This window comes from Streptomyces sp. NPDC030814, assembly GCF_055572155.1.
This window is the reverse complement of record NZ_JBVIDX010000011.1, coordinates 274452-292978: the sequence shown is the minus strand read 5'-3', so window position 1 is coordinate 292978 and position 18527 is coordinate 274452. Positions and strand designations below refer to the sequence as shown.

Annotated in this window: 21 protein-coding genes and 1 pseudogene; 11 read left to right on the top strand and 11 right to left on the bottom strand. The window is 71.4% G+C overall.

Translation table 11 applies throughout. The annotated features are described in order from the left end of the window. Positions 1-519: 519 nt before the first annotated feature. Positions 520-771, bottom strand: a complete 252-nt coding sequence (locus ACZ43N_RS24375) for a hypothetical protein (RefSeq protein ID WP_468100322.1) — start codon at positions 769-771, stop codon at positions 520-522. Positions 772-792: 21 nt separating this feature from the next. Then, entirely contained in the window at positions 793-1665 is an 873-nt protein-coding gene (gene mca, locus ACZ43N_RS24370) for a mycothiol conjugate amidase Mca (RefSeq protein WP_468100320.1), read from the bottom strand. Positions 1666-1890: 225 nt separating this feature from the next. On the opposite strand from mca, the gene ACZ43N_RS24365 reads away from it, so the two are divergent. Further along, positions 1891-2289 (top strand): DUF4307 domain-containing protein, encoded by a 399-nt coding sequence (locus tag ACZ43N_RS24365; protein ID WP_468100319.1) that lies wholly within the window; start codon positions 1891-1893, stop codon positions 2287-2289. Positions 2290-2474: 185 nt separating this feature from the next. Further along, a complete protein-coding gene (greA, locus tag ACZ43N_RS24360; protein WP_009329780.1) occupies positions 2475-2975 on the top strand; it encodes a transcription elongation factor GreA in 501 nt (166 codons plus the stop codon). A 158-nt stretch (positions 2976-3133) separates the two neighbouring features. Here the strand turns inward: greA and ACZ43N_RS24355 are convergent. Next, positions 3134-3232 (bottom strand): annotated as a pseudogene (locus tag ACZ43N_RS24355) (ABC transporter permease); the annotation flags it as partial. 139 nt (positions 3233-3371) lie between these two features. Beyond that, positions 3372-4601 carry a threonine ammonia-lyase gene (gene ilvA / locus ACZ43N_RS24350; protein ID WP_468100317.1) on the bottom strand — a complete coding sequence of 410 codons (1230 nt, stop codon included), beginning with the start codon at positions 4599-4601 and terminating at the stop codon, positions 3372-3374. A gap of 164 nt (positions 4602-4765) precedes the next feature. Here ilvA and ACZ43N_RS24345 point away from each other — a divergent pair, with 164 nt between their 5' ends. From ACZ43N_RS24345 to ACZ43N_RS24335, 3 genes are all read left to right on the top strand, one after another. Continuing rightward, on the top strand, positions 4766-5260 hold the full coding sequence (locus tag ACZ43N_RS24345; RefSeq protein WP_468100349.1) for a MarR family winged helix-turn-helix transcriptional regulator: 495 nt from the start codon (positions 4766-4768) through the stop codon (positions 5258-5260). Between the two features lie 186 nt (positions 5261-5446). Beyond that, positions 5447-5938, top strand: coding sequence for a sigma factor-like helix-turn-helix DNA-binding protein (locus tag ACZ43N_RS24340; protein ID WP_468100316.1), 492 nt, complete (start codon positions 5447-5449; stop codon positions 5936-5938). Continuing rightward, a complete protein-coding gene (locus ACZ43N_RS24335; protein ID WP_468100314.1) occupies positions 5935-6183 on the top strand; it encodes a hypothetical protein in 249 nt (82 codons plus the stop codon). The genes ACZ43N_RS24340 and ACZ43N_RS24335 overlap by 4 nt, the downstream gene beginning before the upstream one ends. 227 nt (positions 6184-6410) lie before the next feature. Here ACZ43N_RS24335 and ACZ43N_RS24330 read toward each other — a convergent pair whose 3' ends face one another. Continuing rightward, positions 6411-7559, bottom strand: a complete 1149-nt coding sequence (locus tag ACZ43N_RS24330; protein WP_468100313.1) for a cystathionine gamma-synthase — start codon at positions 7557-7559, stop codon at positions 6411-6413. A gap of 137 nt (positions 7560-7696) precedes the next feature. Between ACZ43N_RS24330 and ACZ43N_RS24325 the strand changes: the two genes are divergently transcribed. The 4 genes from ACZ43N_RS24325 (at position 7697) to msrA (ACZ43N_RS24310) (ending at position 12615) form a co-directional block, all read left to right on the top strand. Further along, entirely contained in the window at positions 7697-8815 is a 1119-nt protein-coding gene (locus tag ACZ43N_RS24325) for a hypothetical protein (protein WP_468100311.1), read from the top strand. A 253-nt stretch (positions 8816-9068) separates the two neighbouring features. Next, entirely contained in the window at positions 9069-10712 is a 1644-nt protein-coding gene (locus tag ACZ43N_RS24320; RefSeq protein ID WP_468100309.1) for a M48 family metalloprotease, read from the top strand. Further along, positions 10709-11803 carry a hypothetical protein gene (locus tag ACZ43N_RS24315; RefSeq protein ID WP_468100307.1) on the top strand — a complete coding sequence of 365 codons (1095 nt, stop codon included), beginning with the start codon at positions 10709-10711 and terminating at the stop codon, positions 11801-11803. The genes ACZ43N_RS24320 and ACZ43N_RS24315 overlap by 4 nt, the downstream gene beginning before the upstream one ends. Before the next feature lie 101 nt (positions 11804-11904). Then, positions 11905-12615 (top strand): peptide-methionine (S)-S-oxide reductase MsrA, encoded by a 711-nt coding sequence (gene msrA / locus ACZ43N_RS24310; protein WP_468100305.1) that lies wholly within the window; start codon positions 11905-11907, stop codon positions 12613-12615. Positions 12616-12657: 42 nt separating this feature from the next. On the opposite strand, the gene ACZ43N_RS24305 is transcribed toward msrA (ACZ43N_RS24310), so the two are convergent. The 5 genes from ACZ43N_RS24305 to ACZ43N_RS24285 form a co-directional block, all read right to left on the bottom strand. Continuing rightward, positions 12658-12861, bottom strand: coding sequence for a hypothetical protein (locus ACZ43N_RS24305; protein ID WP_468100303.1), 204 nt, complete (start codon positions 12859-12861; stop codon positions 12658-12660). Then, a complete protein-coding gene (locus ACZ43N_RS24300) occupies positions 12858-13214 on the bottom strand; it encodes a hypothetical protein (protein WP_468100302.1) in 357 nt (118 codons plus the stop codon). Before ACZ43N_RS24300 ends, ACZ43N_RS24305 begins: the two co-directional genes overlap by 4 nt. A 98-nt stretch (positions 13215-13312) precedes the next feature. Then, entirely contained in the window at positions 13313-13765 is a 453-nt protein-coding gene (locus tag ACZ43N_RS24295) for a DUF5707 domain-containing protein (protein WP_468100300.1), read from the bottom strand. A gap of 366 nt (positions 13766-14131) precedes the next feature. Continuing rightward, positions 14132-14332: a hypothetical protein gene (locus ACZ43N_RS24290; protein ID WP_468100299.1), complete on the bottom strand. Its 201-nt coding sequence runs from the start codon at positions 14330-14332 to the stop codon at positions 14132-14134. A gap of 239 nt (positions 14333-14571) precedes the next feature. After that, positions 14572-15408 (bottom strand): MBL fold metallo-hydrolase, encoded by an 837-nt coding sequence (locus tag ACZ43N_RS24285; protein WP_468100298.1) that lies wholly within the window; start codon positions 15406-15408, stop codon positions 14572-14574. Positions 15409-15618: 210 nt separating this feature from the next. On the opposite strand from ACZ43N_RS24285, the gene msrA (ACZ43N_RS24280) reads away from it, so the two are divergent. Both msrA (ACZ43N_RS24280) and ACZ43N_RS24275 read left to right on the top strand, forming a co-directional pair. Beyond that, positions 15619-16311 (top strand): peptide-methionine (S)-S-oxide reductase MsrA, encoded by a 693-nt coding sequence (msrA, locus tag ACZ43N_RS24280; RefSeq protein WP_468100296.1) that lies wholly within the window; start codon positions 15619-15621, stop codon positions 16309-16311. Positions 16312-16320: 9 nt separating this feature from the next. Next, positions 16321-17145 carry a hypothetical protein gene (locus ACZ43N_RS24275; protein ID WP_468100295.1) on the top strand — a complete coding sequence of 275 codons (825 nt, stop codon included), beginning with the start codon at positions 16321-16323 and terminating at the stop codon, positions 17143-17145. A gap of 208 nt (positions 17146-17353) precedes the next feature. On the opposite strand, the gene ACZ43N_RS24270 is transcribed toward ACZ43N_RS24275, so the two are convergent. After that, positions 17354-18397, bottom strand: coding sequence for an NAD(P)-dependent alcohol dehydrogenase (locus ACZ43N_RS24270; RefSeq protein ID WP_468100294.1), 1044 nt, complete (start codon positions 18395-18397; stop codon positions 17354-17356). Positions 18398-18527 lie beyond the last annotated feature (130 nt).

Below are 18527 nucleotides of genomic sequence, written 5' to 3'. Positions count from 1 at the left end.
ACAGCTCGGTGTGCCCTCCGCGGGGGCCCACAGCTCGGTGTGCCCTCCGCGGTGGCCCACAGCTCCGTGCGCCCTCCGCGGTGGCCCACAGCTCGATGCGCCCTCCGCGGTGGCCCACAGCTCCGTGCGCCCTCCGCGGTGGCCCACAGCTCGATGTGCCCTCCGCGGTGGCCCACAGCTCCGTGCGCCCTCCGCGGTGGCCCACAGCTCGATGTGCCCTCCGCGGTGGCCCACAGCTCCGTGCGCCCTCCGCGGTGGCCCACAGCTCGGCGCGCCCTCCCCGGTGGCCCGCAGCTCGGCGTGCCCTCCCCGGGGCCTGTAGGCGTGACCTCTGCGTGGAGGGAGCCGGGTGACCTCCGCGGGCAGCGGGGACGCGCCTCACGGCGCGTCCCGTGCGCCCCTGCCTGGACCTCGCGGTGCCGCGAGGTGCGGGCGGGCAGGCGCGCGTACAGCAGGACTCCATGACCCCGTGTCGATGCCGGTGTCGACGAGTCGTGCCGTCGGACCGGCGCGGGGGTCTCAGCCCTTCGCCGGGGAGGCCTTCCCGGACGTCGGGGACGTGCCGGCCCCCTCGCCGGAGGCGGCCGTGTCCGGCGTCTCCTCGAAGTCGACCTTGCCCATGTGCTTGTTCATGGACTTCATCAGGCCCCAGACGGCCAGGGCCATCACCGCGAAGACGATGAAGCCGAGGACGCCGGGGGTGACCTTGTCCTTGTCCAGCTCCTTGGCGAGGGGGAGGACATGCGTGGTGACTGCCAGGCTGAAGCTCATGTCTGGCATTGTCCCCCAGGGCTAGCGGATGCCCGCAAAGAGGTCGTCCTCGGGGAGCGAGGTGGCCACGAGGGACTTCGCGAGCTCGTACTCCTCGGTGGGCCAGACCTCCTTCTGGATCTCCATCGGGACGCGGAACCAGCCGCCGTCGGGGTCGATCTGCGTGGCGTGGGCGATGAGAGCCTTGTCACGGATCTCGAAGAACTCGGCGCACGGGATGTGGGTGGTGAGGGTCCGCTCGTCCCGCTGGAACTCGTCCCACCGCTTCAGCCAGTCGCCGTACGGGGACTCCAGGCCACGCGCCAGCAGCGCGTTGTGCAGGGCCTCGGTGCGGGGGCGGTTGAAGCCCTGGTTGTAGTACAGCTTCTGCGGCTGGTACGCCGGGCCGTACTCCTCCTCCGGGTACTTCTCGGTGTCCGCCGCGCCCTCGAACGCCACCATCGAGATCTTGTGGGTCATGATGTGGTCCGGGTGCGGGTAGCCGCCGTTCTCGTCGTAGGTGGTGATCACCTGGGGACGGAACGCCCGGATCTTTCTGACCAGCTCACCGGCTGCCTTGTCGACGTCCTCCAGGGCGAAGCAGCCCTCGGGAAGGGGAGGCAGGGGGTCGCCCTCCGGGAGACCCGAGTCGACGAAGCCGAGCCACTCCTGCTCGACGCCGAGGATCTCGCGGGCCTCGTCCATCTCCTTCTTGCGTACCTCGTGAATGTGCTCCTCGATGTACTTGTCGCCCTGGAGCTTCGGATTGAGGATGGAGCCGCGCTCCCCGCCCGTGCAGGTCACGACCAGCACGTCCACCCCCTCGGACACATACTTCGCCATGGTGGCCGCACCCTTGCTCGACTCGTCGTCGGGGTGTGCGTGCACGGCCATCAGTCGCAGCTGGTCAGTCAAGACTCATTCCCTCGTCAGTCGGCGCCCGGCCTGTACTTCGATGACTCGGCCCGGCGCGATCCGGTGAGCCAATACTGCCGTCCCGCGCGGACACCCCCGTCGGGGCAGCCGTCAGGCGCTGGGCGGGAGGCTTCTATAGTGACCGAATCGGGGGGCGGGATATTCCCGGTCCAGACCCTGGGCCCCCGGCGGGACCGCAATCCGGCCCACTCCGAGAGGACGATCATGAGTACGGCGAGCACTCAGCTGCCCGAGGGCCGCTATGGCCGCTCCGCGGACGAGCGCGCCGACCGCAAGCTCAAGGTCATCGGCGCCGTCCTGGGCGCCGCCCTGCTCGTCCTCGTCGGCTGGTTCGCGTACCACTACGTCGCCGGGAACAGGATCAGCGTCGAGATCTACACGTTCGAGACCTCCGCGAAGTCGGTGAAGGTGCACCTCAGGGGCGACAAGGACGCCGGCGTCGAGGGCTACTGCACCGTCCGCTCCCAGGCGGAGAACGGTGCCGAGGTCGGCCGCGCCGACTTCCGCTTCGACGCGGACACCACCGACATCGACAAGGTCGTCACCCTCCACACCACCTCCCGGGGCACCACGGCGGAACTGCTCGGCTGCCACGTCGGCTGATCTGGCCGAACCACCAGGTGTGACGTCCGGAACACCGCCCTGACCTGCGGCGACGTAATGCTTGTGGTTTATGTCCTCCCCCTTGGGCCGCTGAATTGTTAGGCTCGTGGTTTCGCCCACTCATGAAGGAACATTCTTCTGGGTAGGGCGATGCTTTGTATTCCCAGTACCTACGAGGAGCACCTGTGACCCAGACCAGCGAGAACGTCACCTGGCTGACCCAGGAGGCGTACAACCAGCTCAAGGCCGAGCTGGAGTACCTGTCTGGTCCTGCGCGCACGGAGATCGCCGCCAAGATCGCGGCCGCGCGCGAGGAGGGCGACCTGCGCGAGAACGGCGGGTACCACGCGGCCAAGGAAGAGCAGGGCAAGCAGGAGCTCCGTGTGCGCCAGCTGACCCAGCTCCTGGAGAACGCCAAGGTCGGCGAGGCTCCGGCGTCCGCGGACGGCGCGGTGGCGCCCGGCATGGTCGTGACGATCGCCTTCGACGGCGACGAGGACGACACCCTGACGTTCCTGCTCGCCTCCCGCGAGTACGCGAGCTCGGACATCGAGACCTACTCGCCCCAGTCCCCGCTGGGCTCGGGCGTGATCGGCAAGAAGGTCGGTGAGGACGCTCAGTACGAGCTGCCGAACGGCAAGCTCGCCTCCGTGCGGATCCTCAAGGCCGAGCCCTACCAGAGCTGAGCGGCACCGGAGCCGGGTCACGCGACCGCGCCGCAGCCTCCGACCAGCCCCAGCCCCGGTTTACCCACGAGCCCCCGGCGCCCTCCGGCGCCGGGGGCTTCGTCATGTCCGTCCCGGAGCGCCGGCGGCTCGCCCGTCGCCGCCGGTCGCGCCGGCGCTCACGCGGCGGCCGAGCGGTACTTCCGTACCGAGAGGGTCCGGAAGATGACGATGATGAGGATCGAGTGGATCAGCGATGCCCACACCGGGTGCTGCATGGCCAGGCGCAGGACGGACACGACGTCGCGGCGCCGGCGGCGTGACACACACCATAACGCGATGTATCGCGCCTCTCGGCGGACTTCCCCGAACGAGTGACAGAGGGTGGCGTGACCTCGGGGTTCGCCGAGCGGGAGGTCAGTCGATGACTGTGTAGCCCGCCTCGCGCAGGGCGTGCCCGACCTCGGCGCAGTGGGCGGGGCCCCTTGTCTCCAGGTGCAGTTCGACCTCCACCTCCGTGAGGCCGAGCCGCGGGTCGGTCCGGACGTGGCTCACGTCGAGGACGTTGGCGTCCGCCGCCGACAGCACCCCGAGGAGGGTGGCGAGGGCGCCGGGGCGGTCGGTCAGCCGGAGGCGGACCTGGAGGTAGCGGCCGCCGGCGGCCATTCCGTGCCGCAGGATGCGCTGCATCAGCAGCGGGTCGACGTTGCCGCCGGAGAGCACCGCGACCACCGGCCCCTCGAAGGACCCCGGCTCGCGCAGCAGGGCCGCGACGGGGCTGGCGCCGGCCGGTTCCACGACCAGCTTGGCCCGCTCCAGGCAGAGCAGGAGGGCGCTGGACAGGTTGTACTCGGAGACGGTGCGGACCTCGTCCACCAGGTCGGCGATGATCTCGAACGGTACGTCGCCGGGCCGGCCGACCTTGATGCCGTCGGCCATCGTCGCCGGGTTCGCCACAGCCACCGGCATCCCGGCCGCGAGCGAGGGCGGGTAGGCCGCCGCGCCCTCCGCCTGGACGCCGATGATCCGCACGTCCGGCCGTACCGACTTCACGGCGACCGCGATGCCCGCGGCGAGACCGCCGCCGCCGATGCCGACGACGATCGTGCGCACCTCCGGGCACTGGTCCAGGATCTCCAGGCCCACGGTGCCCTGGCCGGCGATGATGTCGGGGTGGTCGAAGGGGTGGATGAACACCGCGCCCGTCCCGGCCGCGTACTCCTGGGCCGCGGCCAGCGTCTCGTCGACCACCGTGCCGTGCAGGCGCACCTCGGCGCCGTACTCCTCGGTCGCGCTGATCTTCGGCAGGGGAGCGCCCTTCGGCATGAAGACCGTGGAGTGCACGCCGAGCAGGGAGGAGGCGAGGGCGACGCCCTGCGCGTGGTTGCCGGCGCTCGCGGCGACCACTCCGGCGGCGCGCTGCTCCGGCAGCAGACCCGCGATGCGGACGTACGCGCCGCGCAGCTTGAAGGAACCCGTCCGCTGGAGGTTCTCGCACTTGAAGTGCACCGGAGCGCCGACGAGCTGCGTCAGATGCCTGCTGCCCTCCATCGCGGTGACACGTGAAATGCCCGTCAGCATCTTCTGGGCGCCTCGCACGTCGTCGAGCGTCACCCCCGGCAAGGAGTCAGCCGTGCTGTAGCTCATGACTCCAGTCTCGCAGTTCACAGGGGCGGCACGCGGGTGTGACCAAGGCGCGGGACGGGTTTCCGCGGCGCCGGTACAGCCCGCGCCCGGTCCGCGTACTCTGTCCCCCACCACCAGCGCCCCACGCATGAATTGAGCCTTTGGCCATGCCCACAACACCTGAAATGTCGATGGACATGACGACCGTCGGTGACACCGGTCTTCTCGACACGTTGCAGCACGAGGTCGCGGTCTTCGCTCGCCGTGCCGAACAGACCAGGCTCGGCGGTGTCGGGCAGGTGCGCAACTCCATGGACCGCGCCGCGTACCTGCTGCTCAACCGCCTCGACAACGAGGGGCCGATGGGCGTCAAGGCGCTCGCGGCGAGCATGGGGATCGACTCCTCGACGGTCACGCGGCAGGTGGCGCCGCTCGTGGACACCGGTCTCGTCAAGCGCACCTCACATCCGGAGGACGGCCGCGCGGTGGTCCTTCAGCTCTCCCCGCGCGGGCTCTCCCGGCTTGAGGAGGTACGTTCCTCCAGGCGCCAGTTGATGGCCGAGCTGACCCAGGACTGGGCGCCCGAGGAGCGCGAGGCGTTCTGTTCCCTCCTCACCCGTTTCAACACCGCGCTCTCGGCCCGCATGGCCGCCGCGCCCGAGGCACCCTCGCCGTCCTGAGCACCGGACCGTACCGGTACGCGCGTACGCGCGCGGGGTCCCTGGCACGCGCGTACGCGCGCGTGCTCTCACGTGTGTGCTGCCCGAGTCTTGACCAGGCGCCCGCTCCTGGCCTCATATGAGATCGGGCCCCCGTCGTGCACGGCCGGGGCCCGCCTGCTCAGGTCGGCCTCAGGGGGAGGCGCGGTGCGCAAACGGCATGTGGCCCGAGCCTCCCGCAGGGACAGGGAGTTCGAGGCGTTCGTCGCGGGTGCGGCGGGGCGGCTGCTGCAGACCGCCACCCTGCTCACGGCGGAGCCGCCGGACGACAACCCGCGCGCGCGGCGGCTGCTCACCCATGCCCTCGCCCACACGTACGCCGTCTGGGACGGTCTGCGCGGCGAGGACCCCTATGACCGGACCCGCCGGGAACTTGCCCACCGTTTCGAGCGCGGGGCCTGGCACCACCACGGCTTCTTCCGGCCACCGCCCGGTGGGGTGCTGAGCGCGCTCGGTCCCCAGGAGCGGCTGGTCCTGGTCCTCCGGCTGTACGAGGGGGTCGCCGAGGAGCAGACGGCGGCGCTGCTCGGGCTGCCCGCCGAACGCGTGCGGGCGATCTGCCTGCGGGCGATGGCGACGGTCCTGCATCCGCCGCGCGAGAAGTCCGTCCCCCCGGTGGTGGAGGTGGCGCCGTCATGAACCTGCGCGAGCGGGAGGCCGCGGTGCGGCAGATCCTGGACCGCCGGCCGCCTCAGGTGCCGCCGGAGCTGTGCGCGGACGCGGTGCGGCAGGGCGGACGCATGCTGCGGCGCCGGACGACGGCCCGGCATCTGATGTGGGTGGTGCTGCTGGCCGCCGTGGTCGCGTTCGTCGTCTGGGCGTCGACGACCCGCCCCTGGGTGGAGCCGCCGTCGACGACGACCCCACCCGTGACCGGCTGGTGAGCGCGGTCGGCGGGGGCGGGGCAGGGGACCGGGGACAGGGGACAGGGGACAGGGTCTGTCGTCGGATCACGCCGGCTGCCGGACCGGTGCCGGACTGGTGAGCGGGGCGCGGTGCGTGCACGTGCAAGGCGGAGGAGGGCGTCCATGCGGAGCATGGACAACCGACGGCAACACCGCAGGCGTGCGCACCACGCCCCGCGGCCCGGGCGTGATCCGAACGACGGACCCTAGCCCAGGGCCTGCTGGAGGTCTTCGAGGAGGTCGTCGACGTTCTCGATGCCCACGGAGAGGCGGACGAGGTCGGCGGGGACCTCCAGGGCCGAGCCCGCCGCGGAGGCGTGCGTCATACGGCCGGGGTGCTCGATCAGGGACTCGACGCCGCCCAGGGACTCGCCGAGGGTGAACACCTTGGCGCGGTCGCAGACCTCGACGGCCGCTTCCTCGCCGCCGACGACCTGGAACGACACCATGCCGCCGAACGCCTTCATCTGCTTGGCGGCGACCTCGTGGCCCGGGTGCTCCGGGAGGCCCGGGTAGAGGACACGGGACACCCGGGGGTGCCGGGTGAGCATGTCGGCGATCTTCGTGGCGTTCTCGCTGTGGCGGTCCATGCGGACGGCGAGCGTCTTGGTGCCGCGCAGCACGAGCCAGGAGTCGAAGGGCCCGGCGACCGCGCCCATCGCGTTCTGGTGGTACGCCAGCTCGTCCCCGAGGCCCTGGTCGTTGACGATCAGGGCGCCGCCGACGACGTCGGAGTGGCCGCCCATGTACTTGGTGAGCGAGTGCACGACGACGTCCGCGCCGAGCGCCAGCGGCTGCTGGAGGTAGGGGGTCGCGAAGGTGTTGTCGACGACGAGCTTCGCGCCGGCCTCGCGGGCGATCTGCGCGACGGCCGGGATGTCGGTGATGCCGAGGAGCGGGTTGGAGGGCGTCTCCACCCAGACGGCCTTGGTCTTCGGGGTGATGGCGGCCCGCACGGCCGCGGGGTCGCTGGTGTCGGCCACCGACCAGTCCACGCCCCACCGGGAGACGACCTTCGCGAAGAGGCGGAACGTGCCGCCGTACGCGTCGTTGGGGATGACCACGTGGTCGCCGGGGCTGAGGAGCGTACGCAGCAGGCAGTCCTCGGCGGCCAGTCCGGACGCGAAGGCGAGGCCGCGGCGGCCGCCCTCCAGGGCGGCGAGGTTCTCCTCCAGCGCGGTGCGCGTGGGGTTGGCGCTGCGGCTGTACTCGTAGCCGCCGCGCAGGCCGCCTACGCCGTCCTGCTTGTAGGTCGAGACCTGGTAGATCGGCGGGACGACCGCGCCGGTGAGGGGATCCGCGGTGTTGCCCGCGTGGATCGCGAGGGTCTCGAAGTGCGTGTAGCTGTCGCTCATGACCCCGAGGGTATGTCTTCCGGTGGGCGAGGAGCGCGCCGCGGCTCCGGCGGGCGCCCTTCGGCTCCGGCGCCGCCCCACGGCTCGGCCCCGGTCTCGTTCGCCATTTGTCGGTGGCGTCTGGAACCCTTGGCGCTATGGAGATTCTCTGGGGGCTGATGGCGCTGCTCATGATCGGCATGGTGGTGTGGCCGATCGTGGCGCGCAGGCGGGCCGGTATTCAGCAGGTGCATGCGGGGCACCCGGACGCGGCCGATCCGGCGACCTACGGGTTCGTCCGGCAGGAGCTGCTGGACGTCCGGATGCCCGGCCCCGACCAGGATCTGCTGGACGTGCTGGACGTGGTGCAGCGCACCCAGGACTACCGGGCGGCGCAGCAGCTGCTGGCCGGGACCGAGGCGGACGGCGAAGTGCGCTGGCAGCGGGTGCAGGCGTTCGCGGGCGCGGCCTCGCTGGAGCTGGCGCAGCGGCCGGGCGGGGTGGGCGACGCGCCCGGCGGGCAGTGGCTGCGGGTGTGGCGGACCGAGGCCGCCAAGGACGCGGGCGGCGCCGCGGTGCACGCGGAGTTCCTGGTGCAGCAGGCGTGGCGGACGGCGACGCCGGGCACGGACGACTTCCGGATCATCATGGAGGAGGCGAGGGCGGCGTGCGGCGACGCGGCACTGCTCGCCCCGGGCGACCCGATCCCCTACATCATCGAGCTGTCGGTCGCGCGTGGACTCGGCTACCCCCGCGAGGAGTTCGAGCAGCTCTGGCTGAGGATCCTGGACCGCGCGCCGGCACACATGGGCGCGCATCTGGCGGCTCTGCACTACTGGTGCGAGAAGTGGCACGGCTCGCGCGAGCTGGCGTACGCGTTCGCCGAGGCGGCCGCGGCGCGCGCGCCGGAGGGGTCGCTGCTGGCGGCGATGCCCCTGTTCGCCGTCTTCGAGCACCTGCCCGAGGTGATCGTGGTGCAGGGCTTCTACGAGAGCGAGGTCGTCACCAAGGCGATGCACGGCGCCCTGTACGCGGTGCACTCGGCCCGGCCCGACGACCCGATGCTGGCCCATGTCCGCCATCTGCTGATCTTCTTCCTGGTCCGCGCCGAGCGCTGGGCCGAGGCCATGAACCAGCTGGTGCACGTCGACGGCCATGTGGGCGCCCTTCCCTGGACGCTCGCCTCCGACCCGGCATCGGACTACGCGATATACCGGGCCCTGGCGGTCGCGGGGTACGAGGCGAACGGCGGCAGCCCGGCGACGCTGCTGCACTGACGCCCTGGGCCGGGCGGCGCCCGCGCGCACGCCGCCCGGCCGCGCCCGCGGACCCCGGCCCGCGAATGGCCGCGCACCCCGGCCCACGGAAACCTCACAACCCCTGGCGACCCCTCCAGTAAGGCCTTGCCACCCTCACACCCTGTGAGAAATACTCCGCCCCCTCACCTCTCGGTCATGGACACGTCCTCGACCGACCGATTTAGCTGATTTCGTGATCGTTCGCGATCATCCCGTGGGGGGAAACTGCCCGATGGGCGCAACCCTGCGCGCAGTGCGCGCTCTCGTGTTGCTCGCCGGCTTCTATCTGCTCGGCGTGATCCTGCTCGCGGCGCTCGCCGGCGCCGACTACCTGCTCTACCTGCACGCGCCGTCCGGCGTGGCGCTCAAGCTGTATGTGGTCTCCGTACTCCTGGCCCTGCCGTTGATCCGCGGACTGTTCATGCTGCGGACCCCGAAGGGCGAGGAACGGCCCGGCCTGGTGGTGACGGAGGCCGACGAGCCCGCGCTGTGGCGCACCGTGCGGGAGCTCGCCGACCAGGTCGGCACCCGCGCCCCGTCGCGCATCCTGCTGACGCCCGAGGTCAACGCCGCCGTCAGCGAGGACGCCCGGCTGCTCGGCCTGCTGCCCGGACCGCGCCGCCTCTACCTCGGCGTACCGCTGCTGCAGGGCCTGACCGAGGCACAACTGCGCGCGGTCCTCGCCCATGAGCTGGGCCACTACTCGAACTCCGACACCCGGCTCGCGGCGATCACCGCACGCGGCAGGGCCCAGGTGCTGCGCACCATCGACCACTTCGAGGAGCGGGCCGACAAGACCGCCGGACGTGAGCAGGCCCGGCAGGAGAAGAAGAACGCCAAGGCCGCGGCCAAGGGCAAGAAGACCAAGGAGATCGACACCCGCCACTCGGGCGTCACCTACCGGATGATGGCGCGGATCTACGTCGCCTACGCCCACCTCTACTTCCGGGCCACGCTCGCCGGCTCACGCCGCCAGGAGTACGCCGCCGACGCCGCGGCCGCCCGGATCGCCGGACGCGACGCCACCGCGTCGGCGCTGCGCGAGATCCCGGCGCTGTCCGCCGCGTTCGGGTTCTACATGAACAGCTACGCCACGCTCGGCTCCGAGGCCCGGCTGCTGCCGCCGCGCGGTGAGTTCTTCGGTGGCTTCGGCCGGATGCTGACCGCCCGCCAGCTCGAACTGGTCGGTCTGCGCGCCGATCTGCCGACCGAACCGTCGTCGCCGTACGACTCGCACCCGCCGATCGCCGACCGTGTCGCACGGATCGAGGCGCTGCCCGCCGACGGCCGTGCCGACGAGGCGAGGGCTGCCGCACTGGTGCTGCTCGCGGACCCGGATCGGACGCTGGCGGAGCTGGAGGACGCGGTCCTCACCGACGACGTGCTGCGGTTCGGCCGCACCGCCGACTGGCAGGAGCTGCTCGACGGTTCGATGGCGGCGAACTTCGCCTCCGTGGACACCGCGCTGCACCGGGCGCTCGCCATGTACACCAAGGAGCACCCGTCCCTGCGGGGGCTGCTCAAGGTGATCGACGACGGTCAACTGTGGCAGCTGGCACGGCGACTGCCGGTGTCCGACCAGGCGGCGGAGGCGAAAGGCCGGGCCTTCCGCGAGTTCGTCCGGCCCGCCCTGGCGGACGGGCTGCAGACCATGGTGCTCGCCGAGCTGAGCGCCCACTCCCGGCTGCGCTGGGAGTTCTCCTGGGCGGAAGCCGCTGTGGTGCGTCTGCCGCCCGCCGCGGACGGCTCCGAGGCCGACCTCGGCGCCGCGATCGGGGCGGCGGTCGCCGACCACCCGGACACCGGGCCACTGCGCGCGCTGCTGCCCTCCGCTCCCCAAGGCCCCGCCGCACGAGAAACGGACACCCCTCGATGACCGTACTGCTGTGGATACTGGCCGTTCTGGCCGTGCCCACCCTCCTGATCGGTCTGTGGCTGGCCGGGGTGTTCCTCAAGGAGTTCTTCCGCCCCAGCGGCGACGCCGACCCGGACGCCGCCGAGGCACTGGGCCTGCTCCCCGCCGAACGGCAGAACACCAAGTACGCCGGTCCGCTGCCGGCGGCGGTCGACGCGACGCTCGCCGCCGTGCGCGGCGGCGACTGGAAGGCCGCCGCCAAGCTGCTCCAGGACATCGGCCGGGACTGGGACCGCCGCTCCTGGGCGACGGGCCTGCTGGGCGGGATCGCCGCCGACGACGACGAGTGGCTGCTCGCCTGGGAGGCCGACCGGCCCGACGACCCGGACGCGGCCGTCGTCCGCGCCCGCAGCACGGTCATCCTCGGCGGCAAGATGCGGGGCGCCAAACGCGCCAAGTACACGACCGGCGAACAGTTCGCGGGCTTCCACCGCATGCTTGAACGTTCCCGCGAGGAGATCGCGCGCGCCGCGGCGCTCAACCCCGACGACCCCACCCCGTACGTCACGGAGATCACCGTCGCCCTCGGGCTCGGCTACCCGCACGCCGAGATGGACCGGCTCTGGACAGAGATCACCGCGCGCGCCCCGCACCACTACGAGGCCCACTACATGGCGCTCCAGTACTGGTGCGCGAAGTGGCGGGGCTCGGAGAAACTGGCGACGGACTTCGCCGAGCGGGCGGCGCAGAACGCGCCGCTGGGCAGCCTGCTCACGGTGCTTCCGCTGATCGCCCACTTCGAGCACGACCAGTCGGACGACAGCGAGGTGGACCGCACGCCCAGGATGATCGGCCGGGTCGACGCCGGTCTCGCCGACGCCGCCGCGGCCGACCAGACCCATCCGCGGCTGCCGGAGCTGCGCCACCTCCTGGCGTACTACCTCGCCCTCCAGAACCGCGACGCGGCGGCCCTCGAACAGTTCAGGCTGGTCGACGGCCACGTCAACGCGCTGCCCTGGCGCTACCGGGGCAGCGAGGAGGAGATGGCCGCGTTCTACTGCCGGATCCGCAACGCCTCGGCGCAGGCGGTGGCGGCGGAGACGGACGGCTGACAGCGCCGGACCGACAGCGCCCACCCGCCGGCCGGAATTCGGGCGGTACCCGGAACGTTCTCCAGGTACCGCCCGCTCGTTCTCGCACGTCTCAGGGAGTCATGATGCTCTTCGGCCGCACGCCCCAGCTGCCCACCCCCGAGCAGGCTCTGCGTGGCCGCGCCGAGCTGCCGTTCACCGTGCCCGACCGGCACACCGTGCTGGGCACCCCGCTCCTCGGCCCCTACCCCGAGCACCTGGAGACCGCCGACTTCGGCCTCGGCTGCTTCTGGGGCGCGGAGCGGAAGTTCTGGCAGCTTCCGGCGGGCGTGTGGACCACGCTTGTCGGCTACCAGGGCGGCTTCACCGAGAACCCCACCTACGAGGAGGTGTGCTCCGGCCTCACCGGCCACACCGAGGTCGTCCGCGTGGTGTACGACCCGTCCCTCATCTCCTACGAGCGTCTCCTCCAGGTCTTCTGGGAGTCCCACGACCCGACCCAGGGCTACCGCCAGGGCAATGACGTGGGCACCCAGTACCGCTCCGCCGTCTACACCCACACCCCCGCCCAGGCGAAGGCCGCCGAGGCCTCCCGCGAGGCCTACCAGAAGGTCCTCACCGGCTCCGGCTACGGCACGATCACCACGGAGATCCTCCCGGCGGAGGGCCGCGCCTTCTACCCCGCCGAGGGCTACCACCAGCAGTATCTCGACAAGAACCCGGCGGGTTACTGCGGCATCGGCGGGACGGGAGTCAAGCTGAGCACCCCGTTCGAGACGAACTGGGGGGCGTCCTGCCCGACGGGCCTCAAGCCCGCTCCCACCGATAACTGAAGCGTGCCCGCGTCCTCGTACCCTGCGCCGGTGACCACCAGATCACCGGTCGTACCCCGGCGCCGGCAGGGTGGCGGCCACCGCCGCGAGCGTGTCCGTACGCAACCGGTCGACCTGGGCGAGGCCCACGAGCGCGTCGTTGCCCGCGGTCCGGGCCAGGTACGGCGACGCGGCGAAGGTCTCGTCGAGCAGATCCCCGACGTGCGGCCGACGGCCCGGGGCCGCCGACGCCGTCAGGACCGTCATGGCGCAGAGACACGGGAAACGGCCGTCGCGGGCCGACCCGCGACGGCGCCGGTCAACAGCCCGGCCAGACGCGGCGCCCGGACCACAGGCGGATGCGCGGACACGGCGTGCCCCGGGATGGTGAGCGCCGGGAAGTCCTCGGCCAACCGGTCCGGGTAAATGACTTCCAGGGCGGAATCCGCCACTGCGGCGGGTAGAGACGCGTGGTCGCGCAGGACCCGGTCGCACGGGGTGTCCGGTCCCACACCTGCCACGGTCTTCCAGGCCTCGGCGTACGGCGTCGCACCGTGCAGCGCGGCCGGGGACACCGCGCAGGCCATGGTGCTGGGCGGTGTGCGGTCGATCCGATTCATCCGGTTCGCCCGCCCACCGCCCGACATCAGCAAGGTCCCCGCCCATGACCAGACCAACGACGGAGTCGGCCGTCCCCCCGGCCACGTGCCCGGCCGGGTTACCTGACGGTGAAGTCGGCTGCCTTCCTGTCCAGGGTCGTGGTGCCGTCCTTGGCGGTGGCCAGGACGGCGACGTGCCAGGCACCGCGCGGGGAGGCCTTCGCGTCGGAGGGGGTGACCTTGACGCTGTACGTGCAGTGCACGGTGTCCTTTCCGGAGGGCTTGCAGACGGCCGACTCCACGCCGGCCATGTCCTTGGCGGTCAGCTCGTCCTCGGTGAAGGACGAGTGCTGCGGCCAGGCCAGCACCTTCACGCTCTTGACGCCGGAGGACGCCGTGACGTCGGTGTCGAAGGTCAACGAGCCGTCGCGGTCGCCGGCGGGCGCGGTGTAGCGGGCAGTGCTGTGCGCCAGCTTCAACGGCTGGTCCCCGGCGTAGGCAAGAGTGAGGGCACCGGCGCCGCCGAGGACAACGACACCGGCGATCACGGACAGAGCGGTACGTCGGGACATGGGATCTCCGTAAGGTCCTGTATCGGGTCGGCGCTCGTCGACCGCGCCGCTTCACCGATACTCGCCGCACAGGGGTCCGCCGGACATGAGCGCACCTACTCGACTCAGGCTGAGTAGGCCAGTGTTGGCGTCCACGGGGCACATGGCAGCGAAGACTCGGCGGCACCGTGTCCTGCCCGATCGGCGTCGCCGAAGCCGATGGCTGATCCGAGAGGACCGGGCAGGACCGGCGGCGCACCGTTCGTGCCCGGCTGGAGCGGCAGGACCGGAGGGACGGTGACCCGGAGCTGATGAATCTGTGCCGCTTTCAGATGTTCGACGCCGGCCGCGTCCTCGGGGGGAGGGGCCCGGGCGGCAGCCCGGCTGTCATGCGGAAGCCACCACCTCGCCGGCCATGACGTCGGGAGGGCTGGGAAGGAGTGACGCAAGGTTGTCCCGCACGAAGTCCGCAGCCCTGGAGATCGATTCCTCGGCGCCGGCCTGGTCCTGGAAGACGCTGGTCGAGACCATCACTCCGTCCCCGGCGTCGATCCAGTAGTAGGCCATGAAGCCGGAGACCTGGCGCATGAGCGGCACAACCCCTCGTTCACGAGGCGTGCCGCCTCGGCCGGATCAGTCACCCCTTCGTACCGCCGCACCGCTGCGTACATCCCAAGCTCCGCACTCTGTTCTGGGTTGGTCGTCTGCCGGGACGTCGTACCCCGGCGACGCTCGTCTGGCTCAGGAGGCGTCCGGCAGTCACCTGAAGGACCGCTTCGGGTGATCCGAACGGCGGCCGCCGGCCAGGGATCCTGCGCGCCACAGCCTCAAGGGCCGCCCCCGTCCGGCTGGAAGCTCGCCAGCATCTGTTCCAGTGCCGCCTGGTCCGGGCCGACGAAGGGGGGCGCGGACGGGGCGGTGGCGAGGGTGTCCAGCATGGCGCCGGTGATGCCGGCGGCCGGCGGGAGGTGCGTCGAGAGGACCAGGTCGGGCTTGCGGTCCTTCAGGGAGTCGAAGGTCCTCAGGTACTTCTCGACATCGACTGTCTGGACCCAGGGACTGTCGACCGTCGCCCACAGGAGCTGGGCGGCGCGCAGGTCCTCGGCCGCGACGTCGCGGACGTCGTCGGCCTGGGCGAGGTCGGCGGTCGGCAGCGGGGCGCCGAAGCAGTCGGAACTGAAGCAGACACCGGAGTGGTCGTCGAAGAAGCCGACGGTGGCGGGGTTGTCGAACAGTGGCGGACGGAACCCGGTGAGGGTGCGGTCCCCGATGTCGAGCGTCTCGCCGGGGTTCACGAGGTAGGCCCGGTCGAGGGGCAGCGGATGCTCACAGGAGAGGATCCCGGCACCCACGAACGTCGTCACGACGCGCGCCTTCGGAGCCGCCGCCAACAGGTCGAAGATCCCGCCCGTGTGGTCGCGGTCGGGGTGGGTGAGCCAGATCCAGCGGACGTCGGCCGGGTCGAGCACGGTGCCGAGGGCCTCGACGAAGTTCCGGTCGGGCAGCCCCAACCCGGTGTCCACGACCACGGGTTGGGTGCCGAGCAGTACGAAGGCGTTCACGGGGATGTGTCCGATGCCCGGCACCTCCAGGCTGTCGGCGATAACGCTGATGTCCGGGCGCAGCCGGTGCACGGTACCCGGGCGGACCTTTTGAAGGGGCATGTCACTCACACCTCGGAAACCCCCCGGGTGATGATCGCCGCGACCGCATGCCTCCGCTGATGCCTCCGCCTCCATCGTCCGGCCGTGGGGGCGGTGGCGCATCCGCTGCCGTGGGCACGCGGGAAGAATGGTGAGGGCCGACGCACGAGGACGTGGCGGGACCGGTACCGGCGGAGCCACGGACGACACGGATACGGACGAGGGGTGCCCATGCTGTTCGGAAGGGGTCGGGAGCCGCGGATGCCCACGGCCGAGGAGGCGCCGCCGGGGCGGCCCGCTCTCGCGTACGAGGTGCCCGAGACGCATGCCGTGCTGGGGACGGCGCTGCGGGAGCCGTACCCCGAGGGATGCGAGGTCGCCGCTTTCGCGATGGGCTGTTTCTGGGGCGCCGAGCGCCGGTTCTGGCAGCTGCCGGGCGGGGTGCGCACCACCCTCGTCGGGTTCCAGGGCGGATACACGCCGTACCCGGTTGACGACGAGGTGCGGACGGGGCTGACGGGACACGCGGAGACGGTGCGGGTGGTGTTCGATCCGACCGAGATCTCGTACGGGCGGCTGCTCCGTGTCTTCTGGGAGGGGCACGACCCGACCCAGGGCTTCCGCCAGGGCAACGACGTCGGTACCCATGTCCGCTCGGTCGTCTTCACGTACTCGCCGGAGCAGCGGGTGTCCGCCGAGGAGACCCGCGAGCGGTATCAGGCGGCGCTGTCGGCGGCCGGGTACGGGGCGGTCACGACCGAGATCGTGGCCGCCGAGGAGCACCCGTTCTATCCGGCGAGCGCCCGGCACCAGCAGTACCTGCACTGGGAACCGGCGGGCTACTGCGGGCTCGGGGGCACCGGGGTGTCCCTGCCGGACGGCGGGGCTCCCCTGCCCGGGGGCGGCGAGGACGCCGTTCGATAGTTTTCCGGCATGTGTGTCTCCCTGGCCCCCGCCGAGTTCACCGGCACCACCCTGTACTGCGGGCGGCTGCACCACCCCGAGCACGGGCTGATCCACGTCCTCGGCTATCAGAACACCGCCGCGAATCTCGCCGTGGGCCCGGGCCCCAACGCCATGCTGCTGCATCTGCCGGCGCGGCAGATGAGCCGACGCAACTTCCTCTCCGTGGGCCGTAGTTCCGACGTGCTGGAACGGATGGTGGACGCGGTACGACCGATCTCGGTGGACGCGGTCGACGACTCGATCGCCTGGATGGGAGCGGACCGGGCACCGGCCGTCGAGGTGTTCGAGCACGACGTGTACACGGTGGTCCTGGCCCGTGACCCGCGCGCCGTCCCGGCGGCACTCGCCGAGGTGCCGGAGGACCGACGGCCCGCGCTCACCCCGGAGCTGTTCGCGTTCTACGCCGAGTGCTTCCCCTCGCACGCGATCGCCGTCTGCTGCTTCGACAACGCGGAGGCGGCCCAGGCCAAGCCGTTGCTCATGTGGTACCAGCCGCACGATCCCGATGTGCTCACCCTGCCCGCGCTCGACTGCCACACCGGGGCCGCGCCCGATCCGGCCGCGCTGGTGGACACGGACCACTGGGTGATCCTCGGCACGGACGAGGCCCCGGCCGACTGGGGTTCGCCCGTCGAGCACGCCCCCTCCATGCGCCACAGTCTGCGGGGCTATCTGCCCGACACGGTCGTGGGCCGGCACTTCGACGGTCCCCTGCGGAACGGGGACTTCGTGATCAGCCATGCGGAGCTGCTGCGCGGCGGCGCGGAGGGGGTGGGCCGGGTCGGGGTGTAGGGAGACGGCCCCGCGCCGATGGGGGAGCCGCAGGCTCCCTTCAGAGGCACGGGCTCCCTTCAGAGGCACGGGCTCCCTTCAGAGGCACGGGCTCCCTTCAGAGGCGCGGGGAACTGCGCGAGCACCCCCCACTCACCAGCACCCGCATCGGCATCCGCACCCGCACCCGCACCCGCACCCGAGGCCCGGTCCCAACGACCCGCCCCGATCAGATCGTCGCCGTGTCGATCACGAAGCGGTAGCGGACGTCACTGGCCAGCACCCTCTCGTACGCCTCGTTGATCTGGTCCGCCCGGATCAGCTCGATCTCGGCGCCCAGACCGTGCTCGGCGCAGAAGTCGAGCATCTCCTGGGTCTCACGGATGCCCCCGATGCCGGACCCGGCGAGGGTCTTCCGCCCGGCGATCACCGAGAACAGGTTGAGGGCGACCGGCTCCTCGGGCGCGCCGACGTTCACGAACGCGCCGTCGGTCTTGAGGAGGGACAGATACGCGTCCAGGTTCAGCGGCGCCGAGACCGTCGACAGGATCAGGTCGAACGAACCCCGGAGCTCCTCGAAGGTCGCCGGGTCGCTGGTCGCGTAGTAGTGGTCGGCGCCCAGCTTCAGCCCGTCCTCCTGCTTGCGGAGCGACTGGGACAGGACGGTCACCTCCGCGCCGAGCGCGTGGGCGAGCTTGACGCCCATGTGCCCGAGGCCGCCCAGACCGACGACGGCGACCTTCTTGCCGGGGCCGGCGTTCCAGTGCCTGAGCGGGGAGTACGTGGTGATGCCGGCGCACAGCAGCGGCGCGGCCTCGTCGAGGGATATGCCCTCGGGGATGCGCACGGTGAAGGCCTCGTCGACGACGATCTTCTCGGAGTAGCCGCCGTAGGTGGGCTCACCGTTCTTGTCGAGGGCGTTGTACGTGCCGACGTTGCCCTTGAGGCAGTACTGCTCCAGCCCGGCCTCGCAGTTCTCGCACGCGCGGCAGGAGTCGACCATGCAGCCCACGCCCACGCGGTCGCCGACGGCGAACTTGGTGACGCCGGAGCCGACGGCCTCGACGACACCGGCGATCTCGTGGCCCGGCACCATCGGGAAGATCGCCTCGCCCCAGCCCTCCCGGGCCTGGTGGATGTCGGAGTGGCAGATACCGGCGAACTTGATGTCGATCAGAACGTCGAACTCACCGACCTCGCGGCGCTCGATGGTCGTGCGCTCCAGCGGAGCCTTGGCAGAGGGGGCCGCGTAGGCGGCGACAGTGGTGGTCATGCCGGGGTTCTCCTAGCCGTCGTATCCGTGCACCGGCCTGCCTTCCGGCCGGTGCACGGATGTCAGCCTGCCCGATGCCACGGCGTTCACCCAGGCCACGGTTCTGCGTACGTCCGCTGGTCCTACCACT

What these genes read in the sequence shown, in the direction of transcription:
- ACZ43N_RS24375 (WP_468100322.1), bottom strand. Translation starts at nt 771, where the DNA reads ATGAGCTTCAGCCTGGCAGTCACCACGCATGTCCTCCCCCTCGCCAAG.
- ACZ43N_RS24365 (WP_468100319.1), top strand. Translation starts at nt 1,891, where the DNA reads ATGAGTACGGCGAGCACTCAGCTGCCCGAGGGCCGCTATGGCCGCTCC.
- ilvA (WP_468100317.1), bottom strand. Translation starts at nt 4,601, where the DNA reads ATGAGCTACAGCACGGCTGACTCCTTGCCGGGGGTGACGCTCGACGAC.
- ACZ43N_RS24345 (WP_468100349.1), top strand. Translation starts at nt 4,766, where the DNA reads ATGTCGATGGACATGACGACCGTCGGTGACACCGGTCTTCTCGACACG.
- ACZ43N_RS24335 (WP_468100314.1), top strand. Translation starts at nt 5,935, where the DNA reads ATGAACCTGCGCGAGCGGGAGGCCGCGGTGCGGCAGATCCTGGACCGC.
- ACZ43N_RS24330 (WP_468100313.1), bottom strand. Translation starts at nt 7,559, where the DNA reads ATGAGCGACAGCTACACGCACTTCGAGACCCTCGCGATCCACGCGGGC.
- ACZ43N_RS24325 (WP_468100311.1), top strand. Translation starts at nt 7,697, where the DNA reads ATGGAGATTCTCTGGGGGCTGATGGCGCTGCTCATGATCGGCATGGTG.
- ACZ43N_RS24320 (WP_468100309.1), top strand. Translation starts at nt 9,069, where the DNA reads ATGGGCGCAACCCTGCGCGCAGTGCGCGCTCTCGTGTTGCTCGCCGGC.
- ACZ43N_RS24315 (WP_468100307.1), top strand. Translation starts at nt 10,709, where the DNA reads ATGACCGTACTGCTGTGGATACTGGCCGTTCTGGCCGTGCCCACCCTC.
- msrA (WP_468100305.1), top strand. Translation starts at nt 11,905, where the DNA reads ATGATGCTCTTCGGCCGCACGCCCCAGCTGCCCACCCCCGAGCAGGCT.
- ACZ43N_RS24305 (WP_468100303.1), bottom strand. Translation starts at nt 12,861, where the DNA reads ATGACGGTCCTGACGGCGTCGGCGGCCCCGGGCCGTCGGCCGCACGTC.
- ACZ43N_RS24300 (WP_468100302.1), bottom strand. Translation starts at nt 13,214, where the DNA reads ATGAATCGGATCGACCGCACACCGCCCAGCACCATGGCCTGCGCGGTG.
- ACZ43N_RS24295 (WP_468100300.1), bottom strand. Translation starts at nt 13,765, where the DNA reads ATGTCCCGACGTACCGCTCTGTCCGTGATCGCCGGTGTCGTTGTCCTC.
- ACZ43N_RS24290 (WP_468100299.1), bottom strand. Translation starts at nt 14,332, where the DNA reads ATGCGCCAGGTCTCCGGCTTCATGGCCTACTACTGGATCGACGCCGGG.
- ACZ43N_RS24285 (WP_468100298.1), bottom strand. Translation starts at nt 15,408, where the DNA reads ATGCCCCTTCAAAAGGTCCGCCCGGGTACCGTGCACCGGCTGCGCCCG.
- msrA (WP_468100296.1), top strand. Translation starts at nt 15,619, where the DNA reads ATGCTGTTCGGAAGGGGTCGGGAGCCGCGGATGCCCACGGCCGAGGAG.
- ACZ43N_RS24275 (WP_468100295.1), top strand. Translation starts at nt 16,321, where the DNA reads ATGTGTGTCTCCCTGGCCCCCGCCGAGTTCACCGGCACCACCCTGTAC.
- ACZ43N_RS24270 (WP_468100294.1), bottom strand. Translation starts at nt 18,397, where the DNA reads ATGACCACCACTGTCGCCGCCTACGCGGCCCCCTCTGCCAAGGCTCCG.